This is a genomic window from Kitasatospora aureofaciens (genome assembly GCF_019192735.1).
Classification (GTDB): domain Bacteria; phylum Actinomycetota; class Actinomycetes; order Streptomycetales; family Streptomycetaceae; genus Kitasatospora; species Kitasatospora aureofaciens_A.
Genome location: NZ_JAHTKP010000016.1, coordinates 39593 through 58865, shown reverse-complemented (window position 1 = coordinate 58865; position 19273 = coordinate 39593). Strand labels below are relative to the sequence as shown.

At 73.5% G+C, this 19273-nt stretch carries 20 protein-coding genes; 13 read left to right on the top strand and 7 right to left on the bottom strand.

From position 1 onward, the window contains the following. Positions 1 to 156: 156 nt before the first annotated feature. On the top strand, positions 157 to 843 hold the full coding sequence (locus tag KV557_RS18595; RefSeq protein WP_218201645.1) for a GAP family protein: 687 nt from the start codon (positions 157 to 159) through the stop codon (positions 841 to 843). A gap of 139 nt (positions 844 to 982) precedes the next feature. Continuing rightward, on the top strand, positions 983 to 2254 hold the full coding sequence (locus KV557_RS18590; protein ID WP_218201643.1) for a trypsin-like serine peptidase: 1272 nt from the start codon (positions 983 to 985) through the stop codon (positions 2252 to 2254). Positions 2255 to 2340: 86 nt separating this feature from the next. Here the strand turns inward: KV557_RS18590 and KV557_RS18585 are convergent, their stop codons facing one another. The 3 genes from KV557_RS18585 to KV557_RS18575 form a co-directional block, all read right to left on the bottom strand. Continuing rightward, on the bottom strand, positions 2341 to 3015 hold the full coding sequence (locus tag KV557_RS18585; RefSeq protein WP_218201641.1) for a hypothetical protein: 675 nt from the start codon (positions 3013 to 3015) through the stop codon (positions 2341 to 2343). After that, positions 3012 to 3602, bottom strand: coding sequence for an RNA polymerase sigma factor (locus KV557_RS18580; RefSeq protein ID WP_218201639.1), 591 nt, complete (start codon positions 3600 to 3602; stop codon positions 3012 to 3014). The genes KV557_RS18585 and KV557_RS18580 overlap by 4 nt, the downstream gene beginning before the upstream one ends. Positions 3603 to 3859: 257 nt before the next feature. Beyond that, complete coding sequence (locus KV557_RS18575; protein ID WP_305148996.1) at positions 3860 to 4342, bottom strand: MarR family winged helix-turn-helix transcriptional regulator; 483 nt, start codon at positions 4340 to 4342, stop codon at positions 3860 to 3862. Positions 4343 to 4460: 118 nt separating this feature from the next. Between KV557_RS18575 and KV557_RS18570 the strand changes: the two genes are divergently transcribed. After that, positions 4461 to 4871 carry an organic hydroperoxide resistance protein gene (locus tag KV557_RS18570; RefSeq protein WP_218201635.1) on the top strand — a complete coding sequence of 137 codons (411 nt, stop codon included), beginning with the start codon at positions 4461 to 4463 and terminating at the stop codon, positions 4869 to 4871. Between the two features lie 96 nt (positions 4872 to 4967). Here the strand turns inward: KV557_RS18570 and KV557_RS18565 are convergent, their stop codons facing one another. Next, positions 4968 to 5270 carry an SHOCT domain-containing protein gene (locus KV557_RS18565; RefSeq protein WP_218201634.1) on the bottom strand — a complete coding sequence of 101 codons (303 nt, stop codon included), beginning with the start codon at positions 5268 to 5270 and terminating at the stop codon, positions 4968 to 4970. Positions 5271 to 5423: 153 nt separating this feature from the next. Between KV557_RS18565 and KV557_RS18560 the strand changes: the two genes are divergently transcribed. Next, positions 5424 to 5795, top strand: coding sequence for a hypothetical protein (locus tag KV557_RS18560; RefSeq protein ID WP_218201632.1), 372 nt, complete (start codon positions 5424 to 5426; stop codon positions 5793 to 5795). A gap of 9 nt (positions 5796 to 5804) precedes the next feature. Here KV557_RS18560 and KV557_RS18555 read toward each other — a convergent pair whose 3' ends face one another. After that, on the bottom strand, positions 5805 to 6455 hold the full coding sequence (locus KV557_RS18555; RefSeq protein WP_218201630.1) for a beta-glucanase: 651 nt from the start codon (positions 6453 to 6455) through the stop codon (positions 5805 to 5807). Between the two features lie 118 nt (positions 6456 to 6573). Further along, positions 6574 to 7203 carry a CBS domain-containing protein gene (locus KV557_RS18550; protein WP_256177606.1) on the bottom strand — a complete coding sequence of 210 codons (630 nt, stop codon included), beginning with the start codon at positions 7201 to 7203 and terminating at the stop codon, positions 6574 to 6576. A gap of 343 nt (positions 7204 to 7546) precedes the next feature. On the opposite strand from KV557_RS18550, the gene KV557_RS44085 reads away from it, so the two are divergent. From KV557_RS44085 to KV557_RS18510, 8 genes are all read left to right on the top strand, one after another. After that, entirely contained in the window at positions 7547 to 9349 is a 1803-nt protein-coding gene (locus tag KV557_RS44085) for a hypothetical protein (RefSeq protein ID WP_218201625.1), read from the top strand. 171 nt (positions 9350 to 9520) lie between these two features. Further along, on the top strand, positions 9521 to 10321 hold the full coding sequence (locus KV557_RS18540; RefSeq protein WP_218201624.1) for a HEAT repeat domain-containing protein: 801 nt from the start codon (positions 9521 to 9523) through the stop codon (positions 10319 to 10321). 148 nt (positions 10322 to 10469) lie between these two features. After that, positions 10470 to 11735 carry an ABC transporter substrate-binding protein gene (locus KV557_RS18535; protein WP_218201622.1) on the top strand — a complete coding sequence of 422 codons (1266 nt, stop codon included), beginning with the start codon at positions 10470 to 10472 and terminating at the stop codon, positions 11733 to 11735. Further along, a complete protein-coding gene (locus KV557_RS18530) occupies positions 11732 to 12646 on the top strand; it encodes a carbohydrate ABC transporter permease (protein ID WP_308129965.1) in 915 nt (304 codons plus the stop codon). Before KV557_RS18535 ends, KV557_RS18530 begins: the two co-directional genes overlap by 4 nt. Further along, positions 12643 to 13473 carry a carbohydrate ABC transporter permease gene (locus tag KV557_RS18525; protein WP_218201620.1) on the top strand — a complete coding sequence of 277 codons (831 nt, stop codon included), beginning with the start codon at positions 12643 to 12645 and terminating at the stop codon, positions 13471 to 13473. The genes KV557_RS18530 and KV557_RS18525 overlap by 4 nt, the downstream gene beginning before the upstream one ends. A gap of 4 nt (positions 13474 to 13477) precedes the next feature. Further along, positions 13478 to 14641: an ABC transporter ATP-binding protein gene (locus KV557_RS18520; RefSeq protein WP_218201617.1), complete on the top strand. Its 1164-nt coding sequence runs from the start codon at positions 13478 to 13480 to the stop codon at positions 14639 to 14641. A gap of 81 nt (positions 14642 to 14722) precedes the next feature. Then, positions 14723 to 14992, top strand: a complete 270-nt coding sequence (locus KV557_RS18515) for a GlsB/YeaQ/YmgE family stress response membrane protein (RefSeq protein WP_218201615.1) — start codon at positions 14723 to 14725, stop codon at positions 14990 to 14992. Between the two features lie 71 nt (positions 14993 to 15063). Beyond that, positions 15064 to 15357 carry a hypothetical protein gene (locus KV557_RS18510; RefSeq protein ID WP_218201613.1) on the top strand — a complete coding sequence of 98 codons (294 nt, stop codon included), beginning with the start codon at positions 15064 to 15066 and terminating at the stop codon, positions 15355 to 15357. A 35-nt stretch (positions 15358 to 15392) separates the two neighbouring features. Here the strand turns inward: KV557_RS18510 and KV557_RS18505 are convergent, their stop codons facing one another. Further along, positions 15393 to 17297: an amino acid transporter gene (locus KV557_RS18505; RefSeq protein WP_218201610.1), complete on the bottom strand. Its 1905-nt coding sequence runs from the start codon at positions 17295 to 17297 to the stop codon at positions 15393 to 15395. Positions 17298 to 17688: 391 nt separating this feature from the next. On the opposite strand from KV557_RS18505, the gene KV557_RS18500 reads away from it, so the two are divergent. Further along, positions 17689 to 19257, top strand: a complete 1569-nt coding sequence (locus KV557_RS18500) for a N,N-dimethylformamidase beta subunit family domain-containing protein (RefSeq protein ID WP_374106644.1) — start codon at positions 17689 to 17691, stop codon at positions 19255 to 19257. Positions 19258 to 19273 lie beyond the last annotated feature (16 nt).

Genomic DNA, 19273 nt, shown 5'->3' with positions numbered 1-19273 from the left:
GAGGTGAGCCCGCCCGGGCCGAGCCCGGGCCCGGCGGGCCCCACCCGGATGGCCGCCCGGTCGTGCACGGCGGGCCCGGCCGTAGCTGAATGGGACACGGTGTGCCCGGCGGCGGGCGGGACGGACCTTGGACCCGGCGAGAGAGCGGGAGCGGGGATGGGCGAGGCAGTCGGCTCGATGCTGGCGTCGGCGGTGGGTGTCGCGATCAGCCCGTTGACGCTGATCGCGGTGATCCTGATGCTGGCCACCCCGCGCGGCCGGGCCAACGGCCTCGCCTTCACCGCCGGGTGGGTGGGCACGCTGACGGCGGTCGTGGCCGTCGTGGTGACGGCCGGCTGCGGACTGGGCTCGACCGGCGGGCTGAGCTCGGACGGCAGGATGGCGACCTGGTCGTCCTGGCTGCAGCTCGCGCTCGGCGTCCTGTTCGTACTGCTGGCGCTCAGGCAGTGGCGGGGCCGGCCGCGCACCGGCCACGTCACTCCGCCGCCGGGCTGGATGCGGGCGGCCGACCGCTTGACGGCGGCCAGGTCGGCCGGGCTCGCGGTCGTGCTCGTCGCCGCGACCCCGAAGAACCTCGGGCCGGCCGTCGGCGGCGCCGCGTCCATCGCGGCGAGCAGCGCGAGCGGGGGCGGCAAGGCCGTGGCCGCCGCGCTGATGGTCCTCATCGGCTCGCTCTGCACGCTGCTCCCGCTCGGGGTGCACCTGCTGGGCGGCGACCGTTCCGGCCGCGTGCTCGGCGAGTGGAAGGCCTGGCTGGCCGCACACAACGTCGCGATCACGACCACGGTCCTGGCCGTCCTCGGCGCCGACTACGTCGGCGACGCCCTCACCGGTCTCGCCTGAGCCGCGCTGCGAGGCCCACGCGTCTCGTCCCTTCGACCAGGTGAGCGCGGGTCTGACGGTTGATGACATACTCCTCTGCGCAATACCCGGCACTGCCGCTACCGTGCCGGGCCGTCATACACGGGGGACAAGAACGTCCATGTCATCGATACGTCGTACCCAGCGCACCTTTCGCGCCGCCCTCGGGGCGTCCGCGCTGGCGCTGACTCTCCTCGGCACGTCCGCCTGCGGGCCGGACAACAGCCCCGGCGACGCGGCGGCCACGGGGGCCACCGGAGCCGCCTCCACCACGGCCGCGACCACGGCCGCGGCCACCGCCGGGGCCGCCGGGCTCGGGCTGCCGGCCAACCTCGCGGACCTCAAGAAGTGGAAGGCCGCGGACTGGGAGAAGTGGGCGAAGGACTACGCCGCTCCGGCCGCCGCCAAGGGCTACTGGACCCTTGAGAAGCTCCTCAGCGCCAAGCCCGTCGATGCGCTGAAGCCGCCGACGCCCGCACCGGCCGGTCAGCCCACCGGCCAGGCTCCCCAGCCGACCAGCCAGGCGCCGCAGCCCGCGCAGCCGACCACCCAGCCGCCCGCCGACGGCGGCAACGACGCGCCGCCGCAGACCGTCAACGCCCAGGCGGCGCCGCACCCGTACGCCAAGAACCTGGCCGTGTTCGGCAAGATCTTCTTCGACAAGCCCGGGGCCGAGACCACCGACCCCGGCAAGCTCGGCCAGCACTACGTGTGCTCCGGCACCGTCGTGGCCGACCCGGCGCACCCCGGCAAGAGCAACCTGGTGTGGACCGCCGGGCACTGCGCCCACCAGGGCAAGGACTCCACGTTCAACAGCAACATCGTCTTCATCCCCGACTTCAACGCCGGCGGCGACGTGAGCAACGGCAAGCGGCCGACCGAGGTCTCGCAGTACGCGCCGTTCGGTGCCTGGGACGCGGCCAACTACGTCACCTCCCCGGTCTGGAAGGCCGAGGGCGGCGAGGTGGGCCCGGCCGCGCAGTACGACTTCGCGATCCTGCGGGTGAAGCCGGAGAACGACAGCGGCAAGTCGCTGGAGGAGACGGTCGGCGGCGCGCTGCCGGTGTGGTTCAACGCCCCGCGCGACCAGCTGAGCATCACCAACTACGGCTACCCGGCCGCTCCCCCGTTCGACGGCCGGGAGCTGAACTACTGCCAGGGCGGCAAGCCCTCCCGCATGTCCTTCGACCCCACGCGCCCGCCGATGCTGGCCATCGGCTGCTCGATGACGGGCGGGTCGAGCGGTGGCGGCTGGCTGGCGACCAAGGACGGCAAGCCGGCCCTGGTCAGCAACGTGTCGGTCGGCAACGACGGCGCGCAGAAGTACCAGGCCGGTCCGTACCTGGACGACGTCGCGGCGGGCCTGTACGACTTCTTCTCCAAGAAGGGCTAGGAGCGCGGGAACGGCCCCCGCCTGCGCCTGAGGGTGCGGGCGGGGGCCGTTCCCATGAGAATCGGCAGCTGCCCAGCAGAACCCCGTCACCGGATCCGCCCCGGCCCCCTCCCCCGCACGGCCCGGACGCCCAGCCGCCCGACGTCCGGGGCGGCGCGCACGGCCGGTATCTCCCGCAGCGTCAGCACGATCTCGCCGTCGAAGCGCTCCGCGAGCACCCGTACCAGCTCCGCCGCCCCGCCCGGCCGGACGTCGGGGGCGAGGGCGGGCAGCCGGCCCGGGCCGCTGAGGTCCTGCGCCTGGACGGCCCAGCGGGCCGCGTCCCCGTCCTGGCCCTCGGCCGCGTAGTGGACGGCCAGGCAGTGCACGGCCAGCTGGTCGCCGAACTCGGCGGCGATCCGCCACCAGAACACGCCGTCGGCGGTCCGGCCCATGCCGTAGAGGAGGCAGCCGAGGGTGCGCAGCGCCGCCTTCTCGGCAAGCTCCAGGTCCAGCGCGAGTTCGCCCGGGTCGACCGTGCCCGCCACGCCGCCGCACAAGTGCCGTAGGTCGCGCCGGAGTTCGGCCCGGCGGGCGCCGGCCCGCCGCTCTCCCGCCCGGCGGGCGGCGGGCGGACGGACGATCCGTTCCCGCCCGGCGGGCGGGGGACGTCCGGACGCCAGGCGCTCGGCCAGCCGCCGGGTGAAGGCCGCCGGGTCGTGATCGCGGAACTCCTGGTCCAGTCCGGCGGAGTCTGCCTGCAACAGGTCGGTGAGGTTCACTCCGCCGCCTGCCCGTCGCCCGGCTCGGTGCCGCCGGCGTGCTCCAGCAGGTACTCCAGGTGGCGGCGGCCGAGGCTGTAGTACGTGCGGGCGGTGGTGTGCGCGATGCCGAGGGCACGGCCGATGTCCGGGTAGGAGAGGCCGGCCTGGCGCAGCCGGACCACGTCGGCCTGGACCGGGGCGCTGCGCGCGAGTTCCTCCATCGCCCAGTCCAGGGCGTCGAGTTCGGCGAGTTCGTCCAGCTCGTCCTGGCTGGTGTCGGGGTGGTGCTGGGCGATCACCCGCTGCCGTTTGCGCTCGGCGCGGCGGCGCTCGCGCATCACGTCCACGATCGCGTCCTTGAGGATCTTGAACGCGAAGGCCCGCGGATCGGCGCTGGCGAGCGCCCGGCGCCAGTTCTGGTAGAGCGCGGTGCCGGCGTTCTGGACGGCGTCCTGCGCGTCCTCGCGGTGGCGCAGGCGCTGCTGCGCGTAGCGGAGGTAGCCGGGGTTCTCGCGGGTGAAGAAGACCTCGAAGTCGGCCGGCAGGCGGTCGAGCGGGTCCGTCCGCACCTCGTGGTCCTCGTCCGGCCCGGGGGTGTTCAGCACACGCCTCCCCCTTTCGGTGGATCGGTTGGCCGGCCCGCCAGGTGGCGCGCCGACGGCCCCGTCGGGGGCTCGTGCTGTAACCGTCCTGGAGAAGCGGGTTGTTGACCCGAACCGAGGGGCAATTAACGACCGCTTCCGTTCAGTTCCGACCACCGGTGCTGACCTGCCGGTTCGTGCTCACCGGGCCCGCGGGGCACAGCGAGCAGTGACGCAGATCACACTCGGCGGTCCGCCGACTTGACCCGCGGCGTGCACGCCTACTCGACCGGCTCGACGACGGCCGCGTCCAGCGCGACCGTCACCCGGTCCAGGAGCGCCCGCAGCGCGGCCAGGTCCTCGACCGGCAGCCCGGTCGCCACGAGCAGCCGGCGCGGGACCTGCCCGGCCCGCTCCCGCAGCGCGGCGCCTTCCGCCGTGAGCGCGACGGTGACCGACCGCTCGTCCTCCGGGCTGCGCTCGCGGCGCACCAGGCCGGCCGCCTCCAGCCGCTTGAGCAGCGGCGAGAGCGTGCCGGAGTCCAGCCGCAGGCGCTCGCCGATCCGCTTGACCGGCAGTTCGCCGTCCTCCCAGAGCACCAGCAGGACCAGGTACTGGGGGTAGGTGAGCCCGAGGTCCTTGAGCAGCACCCGGTAGACGCCGCCGAAGGCGCGCGAGGCCGCGTTCAGCGAGAAGCAGATCTGCTGGTCGAGGCGGAGCAGTTCCTCGTCCGCCACGTCGGGGAGCCCGGGAAACATGGTCATGCCCCCCATGGTACCGATCGCATTCGCGCCACTCAGTTGTGTGCAATTGAATTGCGTGCTCTAATTGTCGTCGAAGGGCGGCCCGGGAGGCCGCCGCAGGGACCGAAGGGAACGGATCATGGACGCGCTCTACACCGCAGCCGCCACCGCCAACGGCCGCGAGGGCCGCGCCGTCAGCTCCGACGGACAGCTCGACCTGCCCCTGGCGATGCCGCCCGCGCTCGGCGGCAGCGGTCAGGGCACCAACCCCGAGCAGCTGTTCGCGGCCGGCTACGCGGCGTGCTTCGCCAGCGCCCTCGGCCTGGTCGGCCGGCAGGCCCGGGTCGACACCAGCGAGGTCTCGGTCACCGCCGAGGTCTCCATCGGCAAGGACGACGCCGGCTTCGGCCTCTCCGTCGTGCTGCGCGTGGAGCTGCCCGAGTCGCTCGCCGGCGAGACCGGCGAGGTGCTGGTCAAGCAGGCGCACGAGGTCTGCCCGTACTCCCGCGCCACCCGCGGCAACATCCCGGTCGAGCTGGTCGTCGAGTAAGCACCAGGACGGCAGTGAGCACGAGAACGGCAGGGCCCGCCGCACACCACCCGGTGCGGCGGGCCCTGCCGTTGCCGCCCGCCCCAGCTGCCTGCCTCAGCCGCCCGGCCCGTTCGCCGAGCGCAGCGTGTCGAGTCTGTGCCGGTACTCCTCCGCGTCGATCTCGCCGCGCGCGAAGCGCTCCGCGAGCAACTGCTCCGGCGTCGGCGCCGCCGCCCGCGGCCCGGGAGCAACCGGCCCGGACGCGGCCGGACCGTGCGGAAGCGGCCGCGGCGAGCGCGAGACGTACCGGAACAGGGCGATCGCGGCGAGCACCAGCACCACCAGGACCAGCAGCATCCCGATCGCCATCACACCGATGCCCCAGCCACCCAGCCCGTGGCCGTGCCAATGCCTCATCGGGACCTCCTTCTCCGGCCCACCGGGGCCCGCCGAGGTGTCCGTCGCCGTTACCACCATCGTGCGCCCGCGATCGGCGGAAGCGTCCTGAAGAAAGCGTGAGAAAACCTTCCGGCGCCAACCGCCCTGCCCGCCGGGGTAGCGTTGCCGCCCATGGACCACCACCCGCCGGCCGCCGACCGCTCCGCGGAGCAGCTCGTCGCCGCCGGGGTGCTCCGGCACCACGCGGACGAACGCCCCCACCCGGCGCTCGGCCACTCCCGGATCTCCTACGTCTCCAGCGCGCTGTGGGCCGAACTCACCGCCCTCGCCATCGCCCCGGCCGCCGCCGAGGCCACCGCCCACGCCCTGCTGCGCTCGATCGCCGCCGACGCCGTGGACGCCGCCCTCGCGCCGGGCAACGAGGGCGCCCCGCGCGACGACCTCTACGTGACCCACCCCGCCCACATCGGCCCGCACCGCCGGATCGTCTGGTTCCGCCGCTCCGGCCCGCGCGGGCCGATCACCGCCGCGTTCCCGCCGTAGAACGCGGCTTCACCGCTCGACGGTGAGGCTGTGGCAGACCCAGCTCAGCCGGTCCGGCCCGTCCAGCGGCGGGCGGTCGTGGTACGTCCCGTCCGCCACCGACAGGTTGACGATCAGGTAGGCGTGCCAGCCCGGCCCGACCCCGTGCAGGTCCGCGTAGACCAGCTCGTCCTCGACGTACCAGTCCACCGAGTGCGCGCCCAGCACCACCCGCAGGCCGAAGGTGCCGCCCGGGGCGATGCCGCTGTCGCCGCCGTGCCAGTAGCGGAACCCGCCCCGGACGTGGTTGGAGATCTCCAGCAGGTCCGGGTGGTCCGGGTGGTACTCGAAGACGTCCACCTCGTTGCCGCCGTCCCGCCAGGTCCAGATCGCCGGCCAGGCGCCCAGCTCGACGGGCAGCGTGATGCGCGCCGACAGCTCGTCCCCGGTGCGGACCTGGAAGCCCTCCGGACTGCCCTCGGTGGTGAGCAGGTGGCACGTCCAGAGCCCGCCGGCGTGCCGACGGGTGGCCGCGAACACGCCCCCGGGGCAGAGCGCGCGGCTCAGGTAGTCGAGTTTGTGGTCGCTGCGATTGGTCGGCCCCATCCGGGGATAGGCGCTGCTGCGCCCCGCGATCCACTGCCTGGTCGAAGTGAAGTCCGCGTCGAACACGACTGCCACGGCCGCCTCCCCGGTGCCCCGCTGTCCCGGCAGTCCTGCCCGCCGGGCACACAGAGTGAGTTACCCGATACGCTCCGCAGTATGCGGAGGAAGCCGTCCCGGTCCGGACGCGTGGCGCTCAGCCGACCCCGGCGGGCGCTCCCCCGGAGTCGAGCCGGTCGGTCACCGAGACCACACCGTCCACCGAGCGGCACAGGTTCACCACGATCGAGACCAGATGCGGCTCGGGCACGGTGCCGCTGAGCACCACCCGGCCCTGGTTCACCTCCACGCCGATCTCGGCGGGGCTCACCCCGTCGATCCGGCCGAGCACCTCCTCGACGATCTCGCGCCGGATCACGTGGTCCTCCCGCAGGAACACCCGCAGCAGGTCCCCACGGCTCACCATGCCGATCACCCGGCCGTCCTCGTCGAGCACCGGCAGCAGCTTCAGCCCGTGCCGGCTCATCAGCCGGGCCGCCGCGACCACGCTCGTATCGGGCGTGGTGCAAACGGGCTGGATCGTCATCAGGTCGGCCGCCGTGACCGCGCCGCCCGGGCCGCCCTGCGCCGACTCCGGCGCCGGCAGCAGGCTGCCCGAGTCCTCCTGCGCGGCCAGGGTACGCAGTAGGTCCGCCTCGGAGACGACGCCCAGCGGCCGGCCCTCCGCGTCCATCACCGGCACCCCGGTGATGTTGTAGTCGGTCAGCAGCGCGACGATCTCCCGGAACCCGGTCTCGGGCGCGACCCGGACCACGGGACTGGTCATCACTGATTCGACGGTGGCATGCCGCACGCCGGTTCACCTCGTCCAACGACGCTCGTCCGACCGGTTCCTCCCGGCCGGTACCGGCAGCATCGCGCCCGGCGGCGCGGGACGCCAGGGGCCAAGGGGCTGAACGGGTGGGGACCTACGGCCCTGCCGTCGAACCGGGTGCTGACAGGCGCTTTGCAGCCCCGGACACCACATTGCCACCCCGGACGGCGCAACCATCACATGATCGACTCGTTGGACCGTCCACCACGACACGACGGACGGTTCCGGGGAGGGCCCGTTGGCAGGACCGACAGAGGGTACGGCGCCGCTGCCGCAGGGGGCCACGGCCCCCCCGGTGGCTCAGGCCGAGGCCGCGCTGGTGCGCCACTACCGGCGGCTGGCCCGGCTCGCGTACCTGGCCCTGCCCGCCGACCGGGACCGGCACAGCCGGGTCCTCGCCGCGCACGCCGCCGTCCAGCGCGCCCTGCCCTCCCGCTGGACCCGGCCCGGCGAACCGGCGGGCCCCGACGAGGATCCGGTGTACGACGCGCTGCGTCAGCGTGTCCTGCGCGCCGCCCTGCACCCGCTCCCCGCGCACCGACTGCTGACGCCCCGGGTGTGGGGACTGCGGCTGTTCACCCCGCACGGCGGCGAGGAGGACGCGGCGCTGGACAGGGCGCTCGCCGCACTCAATGCGCCCGCGCGCGCGGCGTTCGCGCTGCTCGCGGTCGAGGAGCTGGCGCCGGAGCGCGCGGCCGACGTCCTGCGGCGGGCCGGCGTCGAACGCCCCGACGAGGCCGTCGAGGCGGCGTCCGGTCTCTTCCTCGGTACGGAGCTGCCGGCCTTCGACCCGTGCGCCGTCCGTGTCCAGCCCACCGACCTGCTGCGCCGCCGCCGGATCCTCACGGCCGTGGTCGCCGTGGCCGTCCTCGGGCTCGTCACCAGCACCCTCCTGGGCGCTTCCGGAGGCGCCGCGCCCGCCGCCCGTCCGCCGGCCGCTCCGCCCGGCGGCACCGCCACCGACCCGGCCCGGCTGGTACGGGTCGCGGCCGACCAGTGGCAGCACACCGCCGAACCCGGCTTCCCCGCTTGGCCCGCACGCGGCGACCGCCGCGACGACACCGCCCTGCTCGGACGCGCCCTCGCCGCCTGGGCTCAGCCGGGCCCGCAGACCCGGGCCGAAGCGGGCGTGGACACCACGCCGCCCTCCGCCCCGCCCCGGCTGCTGTTCGCCGGCACGGTCGACGGCACCGCCGTGGTGGTCCTGCACGACGAGCAGCGGCTCGCCCGCTACACCGACGGACGCGGCGGCGGCCTGGACCTCGCCCGCGCCGACGACTCCGACGTGACGACGGCGGGCGCGGTCGTGCTGCGCCGCCAGGGCACCGCCGCCCGCTACCTGCTGGCCCCCTGGGTGGACACCGCCGAGACCCGCCGGATCGACCAACCCGACGCCCCTGCACAGCCGTTGGACCACCCTGACGGAATCACCGCAGCGGCCCCGACCGGCGCCCTCGCCGACTGCCAGGGCGCCACCGTCCTCCAGCTGCACTCCTCCCCGGCGATCGCCGAGAAGCAGACCTTCCTGCTCGCCGACCTCGGCGGCCTCGTGCCCGCCCACCTCACCTACACCCCGCCGCCGGACCGCACCCAGCCCGCCCGCGAACCCCGCGAGGCCACCGGCCCCGACGCGCTCCAGGCCTGGGCCCGCGGCGGCTGCGCCGTCCCGGACGGCACACCCGGCGTCAAGCAGCTCGACCTGTGGGCGTTCGCCGTCCAGCCGCTCCCCCAGAACGCGGGCACCGCCGCCTGGATGTGCCTGCGCGCCGACCGCTGGAACGGCGACGGCAGCGCCGCCACCGCCGTCCTGCTCCCCACCGCCCGCGGCCCGCAACGCACCGGCGGCGGCCCCGGCCGGGCGTGCAGCCGCTCCGAGCAGGACACCGTCGGCACGACGTGGTGGCGCTCCCCGCAGGGGACGGACTTCCTGCTCGCCGCCGGCAGCCGCCGCGTCACCCGCCTCACCGTCAAGGCCCCGGACTGGTCCGCCGACCGCCCCGCCCCCGACCACACCCTCGCCGTCGAACGCCCTGCCCGGGCGACCGTCCAGGTCGAGGCGGTCCTGGACAACGGCACCCGGATCTCCCCGCCGCACTGACCGCACCAGCTACGCCGCCACCATGGGCCCGTAGCCTGGACTTCGGCCTCGCCCGCATCCTCGACGGCCTGGAGTCCCTGATCACCCGCCGCACGGGCGGGTCGTAGCGGCCCGCGGCCGCGCTCGAAAATCCCTCGGACCATCTCCGGCCGGTCGCTACCATTCCGGCTCATGGCGATGTTCGTGCACCTGACCTCCACCGCGAGCGCCCCTCGCGTCCGCCGGGCCGGCATCCGGGCGGACAGCCGGGGGCAGGGCGGCGTGCGCGGGGTGTACTGCTTCCCGGTCCTGCCCTCGTACACCCTCACCCACCAGTGGCTGCGCGAGCTGGCGCGGTTCGGCACCCGGGGCGGGCTGGTCGCCGTCCACGTCCGGCTGCCCGACGACCAGCCGGTCCTGGCCGGGCACTACCGGGACCGCGCCAAGGACGCCCAGCGCCTGGTGCCGGCCGCCGAGGCGGTGCGCCGGATCGGCGCGCTGCCGGATCCGCGCGGCTGGGAGGTGTTCCTGCCCCGCGCGGTGAGCACCCGCGAGATCCACCGGATCCGCACCGCACCCCAGGTCACCGGCTGGCGCTACCTGCCGAACGCCCACGGCACCCGCCCCTGCACCTGCTACGGCTGCCGGATCCGCGGCGGGTACGGCAGCCGCCGCCTGCGCGAACGCCACCCGCATCCGCTCGACGGCCCGCCCCCGCCCGTCCGGGTCCTGCTCGCCCGCATCGACGCCGCCGGCACCCCGGGCGACCCCACCGAACTCCGGGCCGCCCTCCACTGGTTCTCGCTCCGCCGCCGCGGCCCCCTGGACCGACTCGCCCACCTGGCCGCCCACCCCGACCCCACCGTCCGCGAGGACCTCGTCTGGGCCGTCTGCGGTTGGTCCACCCCGGGCACGCGGGATCTTCTCACCACCCTCGCCGCAGACCCCCACCCGGACGTCCGCGACGCCGCCGAGGCCACCCTGGAGGACTGAGCCCCCGGCCCGGCGCCCGTGGCGCCAAGGGGGCGCATGAGCAGGATCCGCACAACCACCTCCCCCGCGCCACGGCCGCGAAGTCACCGTCCGTGCACGCTCATTGCCCTAGCGTGGCGAGTCGCGAGCCGTCGAGCCCGGGAGTGAGATGCCGAAACGCCGTTGCCCGCATGCCCGGACGGCCGTGCTCGCCCTCGCCCTCGCGCTCACCGCCTGCGGGAGCGGCGGCACCGGCACCGGCCCGGCGACGCTCGACTGGTACAACTTCCCCGACGACTCCGGTGCCCTCCAGCAGGCCGCCGACGCCTGCGGGCGGGCCTCCGGCGGGCGGTACGCGATCCGGTACAACAAGCTGCCGCGCACCGCCGACGGACAGCGGCAGCAACTCGTCCGCCGGCTCGCCGCGCGCGACGCGGGCGTGGACATCATGGGGCTGGACGTCACCTGGGCACCCGAGTTCGCGGAGGCGGGCTGGATCCGCGAGTGGACCGGGGCGCAGAAGGACGAGGTCGCGGCGGACACCCTGCCGGCCGCCCTCAAGACGGCCACCTGGAAGGACCGGCTGTACGCCGCGCCGTACAACTCGAACACCCAACTCCTCTGGTACCGCGACGATCTCGCGCCGTCCCCGCCCCACACCTGGGCCGACCTGCTCGCGCAGGCGGACGCCCTCGCCCGGAGCAACAAGCCGCACTACGTCGAGGTGCAGGGCGCCCAGTACGAGGGCCTGACCGTCTGGTTCAACACCCTCGTCAGCAGTGCGGGCGGCGCCGTCCTCACACCGGACGCCACCGCACCCGCGCTCGGCACGCCCGCCGTCACGGCCGCCGGCATCATCCGGGAACTGGCCCACTCCCCCGCCGCCGACCCGTCCCTCGCCAACCAGATGGAGGACCAGAACCGGCTCGCGCTGGAGTCGGGCACAGCAGCCTTCGAACTCAACTACCCGTTCGTCTATCCGGCGATGAAGGCCGACCGGCCCGACCTGTTCGCCCACTTCCGCTGGGCGCCCTACCCTGCCGTGTCGCCGGACCGGCCGGCCGCCGTCACGATCGGCGGGATCGATCTCGCCGTCGGCGCGTACAGCCGGCGCCCCGAACTCGCCCACGAGGCGACGCTCTGCCTGCGAAACCGCGACAACCAACTCGTCAACGCACTCCGCGGCGGCCTCCCGCCCTCCCTCCGAAGCCTTTACACCGCACCGGAGTTGACGAGCAGCTATCCCTTCGCCGCCGACGTCCTCGCCGCCCTCGACTCCGCCTCGCTGCGCCCGCAAACACCTGCCTACCAGAACGTCTCGATCGCCATCGCCCACGCGCTCTCCCCGCCCTCCGCCGTGGACCCGGAACGCACCGTCGCCGCCCTGTCCGGCCAGATCAGGGACGCACTCGGCTCGAAGGGGCTGATCCCGTGACGCTCACGACCACCACGCGCGCAACCAGAGCCAGTGCCGGCTCCCGCCAGGAGCGCCGCCTCGGCTGGCTGCTCTGCGCCCCGGCCGTCCTGGTGATGGCGGCGGTGACGGCCTATCCGGTCGGCTACGCCGTCTACCTCTCCCTCCAGCGCTACGACCTGCGCTTCCCACAGCGCGCCCGGTTCGTCTGGCTCGACAACTACGTGGCCGTGCTGTCGAGTCCGTACTGGTGGCAGGCCCTCTCGGTGACCGTCCTGATCACGGCGGTCTCGGTGACGATCGAGCTGGTCCTCGGCCTGGCGCTCGCCCTGGTGATGCACCGGACGATCCTGTGGCGCGGCGCCGTCCGCACCGCCGTGCTGGTGCCGTACGGCATCGTGACGGTGGTCTCCGCGTACTCCTGGCAGTACGCCTGGACGCCCGGCACCGGCTATCTGGCCGCCCTCCTGCCGCCGGGCAGCGCGCCGCTCACCGACCACTGGCAGGCGATCGGGCTGATCATCCTGGCCGAGGTGTGGAAGACCACGCCGTTCATGGCGCTCCTGCTCCTGGCCGGTCTGGCCCTCGTGCCCGAGGAGACGCTGCGTGCCGCGCAGGTGGACGGCGCGGGCTTCGGGCAGCGGCTGCGCCTGGTCGTGCTGCCGCTGATGAAGCCGGCGATCCTGGTGGCGCTGCTGTTCCGGACCCTCGACGCGTTCCGGGTCTTCGACGACATCTACGTGCTGACCGGCGGCTCGAACGACACCGGCTCGGTCTCCATCCTCGGGTACGACAACCTGTTCACCGCCCTCAACCTCGGCATCGGCTCGGCGATCTCGGTGCTGATCTTCCTGTGTGTGGCGGCGATCGCGCTCGTCTTCGTCAAGGTCTTCGGCGCGGCGGCACCCGGCGGCGAGGCGGGCGGCCGGTGAACGCCAACGCCCGGCGCAGCGCCGGCTGGACGGTTGTCAACCTCGTCGTGGTGCTCTACGCGCTGTTCCCGGTCTGGTGGATCGCCGCACTCTCCTTCAAGGACCCGAGCACCCTCACCGACGGCGACTTCGTTCCGCGCCGCTGGACGCTGGAGAACTACCGCGGCATCTTCCGCACCTCCGAGTTCACCCGCGCCCTGCTCAACTCGGTCGGCATCGCCGTCATCGCCACCACCATCGCCGTCGCCCTCGGCACGATGGCCGCCTACGCCGTCGCCCGGCTGCGCTTCCCGGGGAAGCGGCTGCTGATCGGCATGTCGCTGCTGATCGCGATGTTCCCGCCGATCTCCCTGGTCTCCCCGCTCTTCGACATCGAGCGCGTCCTGGGCCTGTTCGACACCTGGCCGGGCCTGATCATCCCGTACATGACCTTCTCGCTGCCGCTGGCGATCTACACCCTGTCGGCGTTCTTCCGGGAGATCCCCTGGGACCTGGAGAAGGCCGCCCGGGTGGACGGCGCCACGCCCTGGCAGGCGTTCCGGCTGGTCATCGCCCCGCTGGCGGCGCCCGGGGTGTTCACCACCGGCATCCTGGTGTTCATCTTCTGCTGGAACGACTTCCTGTTCGCGATCTCGCTCACCTCCACCCGGGCGGCGCGGACCGTCCCGGCGGCGATCGCGTTCTTCACCGGCAGCTCGCAGTTCCAGCAGCCGACCGGCTCGATCGCCGCGGCGGCCATGGTGATCACGGTCCCGATCGTGGTCTTCGTGCTGCTGTTCCAACGCCGCATCGTGGCCGGCCTGACCGCCGGCGCAGTGAAGGGGTGACCGCATGGCGGAGCTCGTCCTCGACGGCCTCACCAAGCACTACCCGGACGGCGCGGTCGCCGTCCGGGGCGTCGATCTCACCATCGGGGACGGGGAGTTCGTGATCCTGGTCGGCCCGTCCGGGTGCGGCAAGTCCACCACCCTCAACATGATCGCGGGCCTGGAGGACATCACCGCCGGAACCCTGCGGATCGGCGGCCGGGTGGTCAACGACCTCGCCCCGAAGGACCGGGACATCGCCATGGTGTTCCAGAGCTACGCGCTCTACCCGCACATGACGGTCCGCCAGAACATGGGATTCGCCCTGCGCCTGGCCAGGACGGACAAGGCGGAGATCGCCCGCAAGGTCGAGGAGGCCGCCCGCATCCTCGACCTCACCGACCACCTGGAGCGCCGCCCGGCGCAGCTCTCCGGCGGCCAGCGCCAGCGGGTCGCGATGGGCCGGGCGATCGTCCGCGCGCCGAAGGCCTTCCTGATGGACGAGCCGCTGTCCAACCTGGACGCCCAGCTGCGGGTCCGGATGCGCACCCAGATCGCCCGGCTCCAGCGCCGCCTGGGCACCACCACCGTCTACGTCACCCACGACCAGGTCGAGGCGATGACCCTCGGCGACCGGGTGGTGGTGATGCGCGGCGGCGTCGTCCAGCAGGTCGGCGCGCCGCAGGAGTTGTACGACCACCCGGTGAACCTGTTCGTCGCCGGCTTCATCGGCTCGCCGGCCATGAACGTCCTGGACGCCACGCTGGAGAACGGCGCGCTGCGCACCGCACTGGGCGAGCTGCCACTGCCGGACGGGCTGCGGCAGCAGCTGGAGCGGGCCGACGCGCCGCGCCGGGTCGTGGTGGGCATCCGTCCGGAGCACTTCGAGGACGCGGCGCTCCTGGAGCACCCGCGCGGCGGGCGGACGGTGACGGTCGGAGTGGAGGTGGTGGAGTCGGTCGGCTCGGACGTGTTCGCGCACTTCACGGTCGGGACGGTCGGGACGGTCGGGGCGGTCGGGACGGTCGGGGCGGTCGGGACGGTCGAGGGCGGACGCGAGATGGTCGCCCGGATCGGCACCGCGACCCGGGCCGCCGAGGGCCGGCCGCTGGAGCTGTGGGTGGACACCGGCCGCCTGCACGTCTTCGACCCGTCCACGGGCGCCACGCTCACCCGTCCGGGCCGCTGACCAGCGGCGCGGCCCGCCGACATGCCCGTTCGGCCGATCCGGGCGATCATGGGACGAACCGCGCCCGAAAGGTGGCCTGCGATGTTCCAGCTCCTGTGGATTCTGCTCATCGGCTTCGTGCTGGGCGTGCTCGCCAAGCTCGTCCTGCGTGGACCGCAGTCGATCCCGTGGTGGCTGACGATGCTGCTCGGCGCCGCCGGCGCCTGGCTCGGCAACGCCGCCTCCGGGTGGATCGGCGTCCGCCACACCTCGGGCATCGACTGGATCCGCCACATCCTCCAACTCGGCTTCGCCGTCGCCCTGGTGGCCTTCGTCGCCCCGGCGTGGAACAAGTCGCACCCGAACCGCTAGCCACATTGTCGGTACCCGGTGCCAGACTCCTGCCAGGGCCCGGCCCTCGGGCTCCGGCGGGAGGCGGACGGATGACACTCGAAACCACGTGGCGGCTGATGCGCGGGGACGAACTGCTCGGCGAGATCGTCGTCGAGGAGGCGGACTTCCCCTGGCAGAGCGGCCGCTTCATACCCCAGCAGGGCTTCGCCGAGGTCAAGCCCTGGTTCGACGAGTCGACGGCCCTGGTGGACGCCGAGGACTACGAGGCCTTCGACCGCTCCTACGACCGGATCGAGGAGTCCCTGACCCTGGTCGCCCCGGACGGCCCGGTCGACGGCTTCCTGCTGCACGTCTGGGACGACCGCGCATCGTTCCGCTGCTGAGGCGCCCCCGGGGGGGGCGGCGCGCACGCGCCCGCTCAGCCCACGTGGACGGCCGGCCGCCGGGAGCGGTCCGGCTCGGCCTCGCGCAGCACCTCGCGGGTGACCGGCGCGATCTCGCCCTGCCCGAACAGGAAGAACCGCAGGAACTGGGCGAAGGGATTGCCCTCCGTCCACTCGAAGTAGATGTGCGGCTGCTGCCCGGTGAGGTCCCGGACCCGCAGCAGCAGCGCGGCCAGCGCGTTCGGCACGCTGGAGCTCTGCAGCGCCAGCACCCGGTAGCGGTCGTGCATCACCTCGCCGTGGACGGTCAGTTCGGCCTCGAAGTCGGACGGGTCGAGCACCGTGACCTCGACGAAGACCAGGTCGTCCTCGGCCGGGATGTCGTTGTCGGCGCGGATCTGCCGCAGCTTGTCCCGGTACTCGGCGAGGTCGCGGCTGTTCGGCTCGTTGGCGATCAGCCGCAGCGGGCGGTGGGTGTAGTCGCGGACGAACCGCCCCGCCGTCTCGTCCAACACGACGTCCGTGACGCGCAGTTCGAAGGAACGCTTGAGCCGGGAGAGGAAGGAGACGAGCACGATGCCGCCGATGAAGCAGGAACCGATCTTGACGCCGTCCGGCCGTTCGCCGATGTTGATCGCCGTGGTGTAGAGGAACACGGCGGAGATCGCCGCGAACCCGATGGTCCACCGCCGCTCCTGGGCCTTGTACGCGGCGATCGTGACGGCGATGGCCGCCGAGGTGATCAGCACCAGCACACCGGTGGCGTAGGCGCCGCCCTGGGCGTCCACGTTGGCGTTGAAGATCCAGGTGATCAGGAACCCGATCAGGGTCAGGACGATCACCATCGGCCGCACCGCCCGCGCCCAGGCCGGCACCATGCCGTAGCGGGGCAGGTAGCGCGGCAGCAGGTTGAGCATGCCCGCCATGGCCGAGGCACCGGCGAACCAGAGGATGGCGATGGTCGACAGGTCGTAGATGCTGCCGAAGGCGCTGCCGAGGTACTGGTGAGCGAGGTAGGCGAGGGCGCGGCCGTTGGCCGGGCCGCCGGTCTTGAAGTCGTCGGCGGGGATCAGCAGGGTGGTGATGAAGGCGGTGGTGATCAGGAAGATGCTCATGATCACGGCGGCGGTGGTGAGCAGCTTGCGGGTGCCGCGGATCCGGCCGGTGGGGCGCTCCTCGGTGTCGTCCGGGTCGCCCTCGATGTGCGGCATCACGGCGACGCCGGTCTCGAAGCCGGACAGGCCCAGCGCGAGCTTGGGGAAGACGATCAGGGAGACGCCGATCATCGCGGCCACGTTCCCGTGCGCGGTGGTGAGCGCGTCGGACCAGTCGCCGATGACGTGCGGGGCCTTGAGGACGTGCCAGAGGCCGTTGGCCACCACGACGACGTTGAGCGCGAGGTACACGACGACGAGGACGACGGCCACGCCGATCGCCTCGCCGAAGCCCTTGAGGAACACGGCGCCGAGCAACGCGATCAGGACCAGCGTGATCAGCACCTGCCGGCCGCCGAGGGCGCTGGTCAGATGGGGGTTCTCCACCAGGTGCGCACTGGCGTCGGCGGCCGACAGGGTAATGGTGATCATGAAGTCGGTGACCGCGAACCCGAGCAGCGCCAGCACGAAGAGCTTGCCCCGCCAGAACGACAGCAGCCGCTCCAGCATGGCGATCGAGCCCTCGCCGTGCGGGCTCTCGTGGGCCACCCGCCGGTAGACCGGCAGCGCACCCAGCAGGGTGACGATCACCAGCACGATGGTCGCCACCGGGGAGAGCAGCCCGGCCGCGAGCGCGGCGATGCCGGGCTGGTAGCCGAGGGTCGAGAAGTAGTCGACACCGGTCAGGCACATGACCCGCCACCAGTGCGCGGTCTTGTGCCCGGCGGGCACCTCGGCGTGCGGCCCCGGGTACTGCTTGGCCATGTCCGACAGGCCTTCCAGCATCCAGGCCCGGAATCTCGCGCCGCGCGTCGGAGGCACAACCCCCGGTTCGGCCGAACCCGACGACACCACGTACACCCCTGTCCATGACTCGGCCGGCCGCCCACGGCTCCGGACCCCCTGGCCGCCGGACGGACGACCCGGTCAGGCAAAGTGACCGGTTCGCAGGTTAGGTGACCGGTTCGCCGCCGCCGGGGAGCCGCGCAGCCGGACGCGCCGGGGAGCCCCCGAACGGCCCTCCCGGGTGGCGGACGGTGCTCCGTCGTGCCGATGCGGTGCCGACGCCCGGCGCGGCGGGCCCGGTCGAATGCCCGGAAAGGGTGAGGATGTCCGCGCACCTTGACGTACGGGTGCGCGGTGATAGAACGCGAACACGGACATCAGGGAGGCCGCGGTGACGGACGGGCGGGCGGCACCGAGCCGGCGAGGGCTTCTGGGCCTGGGCCTGATGGCGGCGGCCGCCACCTCCTGCGGCACCCGGACCCCGGACCCGCACCCGTCACCCGATTCCGGCGCCGCGAGCCCGCAGCGGGCCGGGCTCAGGACGGAGAACCCCGAGAAGACGGAGCAGGCGCTCCCCGGCACGCCCGACTGGGAGATCACCAACCCCGGCCCGTCCGGCGCGATCGAGGGCTTCACCGACCGGGTCAGCGTGCTGCCGGGCGAGCAGCTCGGCCTGCACGTCTCCACCCCTGCCGCCGCCTACACCATCTCCGCCTACCGGATCGGCTGGTACGGCGGCGCCCGCGCCCGCCTGATCTGGCGCCGCGAGCACGTACCGGGCACCAAGCAGGCCGCGCCGCACGTGGACGGCACCACCCGCACGGTCCTCACCGGCTGGCAGCGGACCGTCGCCGTCGACACGTCCGGCTGGCCCGAGGGCGCGTACCTGGTACGCCTGGACGCCGAGGACGGCTCCGGCCAGCGCTACGTCCCGCTCACCGTCCGCTCGGCCACCACGGCCGGGAGGACGGTCGTCATGAGCGCCCCGGCAACGTGGCAGGCGTACAACGAGTGGGGCGGATACAGCCTCTACAACGGTCCGACCGGGGGCCTGGCCACCCGCTCGCTGAAGGTCACCTTCGACCGGCCGTACGGCTACGACCACGGCGCCGGGCTGTTCCTGGTGTACGAGGCGCCGCTGGTCGCCCTCGCCGAACGGCTCGGCCTGCCGCTCGCTTACACCACCGGGATCGACGTGGCCCGCGAGCCGGGACTGCTGCACGGCGCGACCGCCGTCCTGTCGCTCGGGCACGACGAGTACTGGTCCCCCGAGCAGCGCGCGAACGTGGTCGCGGCCCGGGACGCCGGCACCAACCTGGCGATCCTGGGCGCGAATTGCTGCTTCCGCCGGGTCCGTTTCGAGCCCTCGGACGTCGGCCCGGACCGGACGGTGGTCTGTTACAAGGACGCCTGGGCCAAGGACCCCGGCCACCAGGCGGGCGCGCCGGCGACCACCGACTTCCGGGCCGGTTCTGGCGCGGATCCGGAGAGCTCGATGCTCGGCGTGATCTACGACGGCTACCCGGTGGACGCGCCGTACGTCGTGGGCTCCCCCGACCACTGGGCGTTCGAGGGCACCGGCGTCGCGGCCGGGGCGTCCTTCCCGCACCTGGTCGGCGTCGAGTACGACAAGGTGGACACCGCCTTCCCGACCCCGCGCCCGATCGAGGTGATCGCCCACTCCCCCGTGGTCTGCGAGGGCCGCCACTCGTACGCCGACACCGCGTACTACACCGTCCCGAGCGGCGCCGGGGTCTTCGCCACCGGGACGATGCGCTGGGTGGAGACCCTGGACGCGAACGGCCCCGGCGGTACCAGCGCCGACCACGGCATCGACGCCAAGGCTGGCGACCTGGTGCGCAAGGTCACCGAGAACGTCCTGCGCACCTTCGCCGCCGGCCCGGCCGGCCGCGCCCACCCGGCCCGCGACAACCTCGCGGCCGTGTACGGCGGGCAGTAGACCCGTCAGCCACAGC

Excerpts from the sequence above, each read along its gene's own strand:
- KV557_RS18505 (WP_218201610.1), bottom strand. The coding sequence starts at position 17,297 with ATGCTGGAAGGCCTGTCGGACATGGCCAAGCAGTACCCGGGGCCGCAC.
- KV557_RS18595 (WP_218201645.1), top strand. The coding sequence starts at position 157 with ATGGGCGAGGCAGTCGGCTCGATGCTGGCGTCGGCGGTGGGTGTCGCG.
- KV557_RS18515 (WP_218201615.1), top strand. The coding sequence starts at position 14,723 with ATGTTCCAGCTCCTGTGGATTCTGCTCATCGGCTTCGTGCTGGGCGTG.
- KV557_RS18575 (WP_305148996.1), bottom strand. The coding sequence starts at position 4,342 with ATGACCATGTTTCCCGGGCTCCCCGACGTGGCGGACGAGGAACTGCTC.
- KV557_RS18560 (WP_218201632.1), top strand. The coding sequence starts at position 5,424 with ATGGACCACCACCCGCCGGCCGCCGACCGCTCCGCGGAGCAGCTCGTC.
- KV557_RS18535 (WP_218201622.1), top strand. The coding sequence starts at position 10,470 with ATGCCGAAACGCCGTTGCCCGCATGCCCGGACGGCCGTGCTCGCCCTC.
- KV557_RS18590 (WP_218201643.1), top strand. The coding sequence starts at position 983 with ATGTCATCGATACGTCGTACCCAGCGCACCTTTCGCGCCGCCCTCGGG.
- KV557_RS18520 (WP_218201617.1), top strand. The coding sequence starts at position 13,478 with ATGGCGGAGCTCGTCCTCGACGGCCTCACCAAGCACTACCCGGACGGC.
- KV557_RS18570 (WP_218201635.1), top strand. The coding sequence starts at position 4,461 with ATGGACGCGCTCTACACCGCAGCCGCCACCGCCAACGGCCGCGAGGGC.
- KV557_RS18510 (WP_218201613.1), top strand. The coding sequence starts at position 15,064 with ATGACACTCGAAACCACGTGGCGGCTGATGCGCGGGGACGAACTGCTC.
- KV557_RS18550 (WP_256177606.1), bottom strand. The coding sequence starts at position 7,203 with ATGACCAGTCCCGTGGTCCGGGTCGCGCCCGAGACCGGGTTCCGGGAG.
- KV557_RS18540 (WP_218201624.1), top strand. The coding sequence starts at position 9,521 with ATGGCGATGTTCGTGCACCTGACCTCCACCGCGAGCGCCCCTCGCGTC.
- KV557_RS18565 (WP_218201634.1), bottom strand. The coding sequence starts at position 5,270 with ATGAGGCATTGGCACGGCCACGGGCTGGGTGGCTGGGGCATCGGTGTG.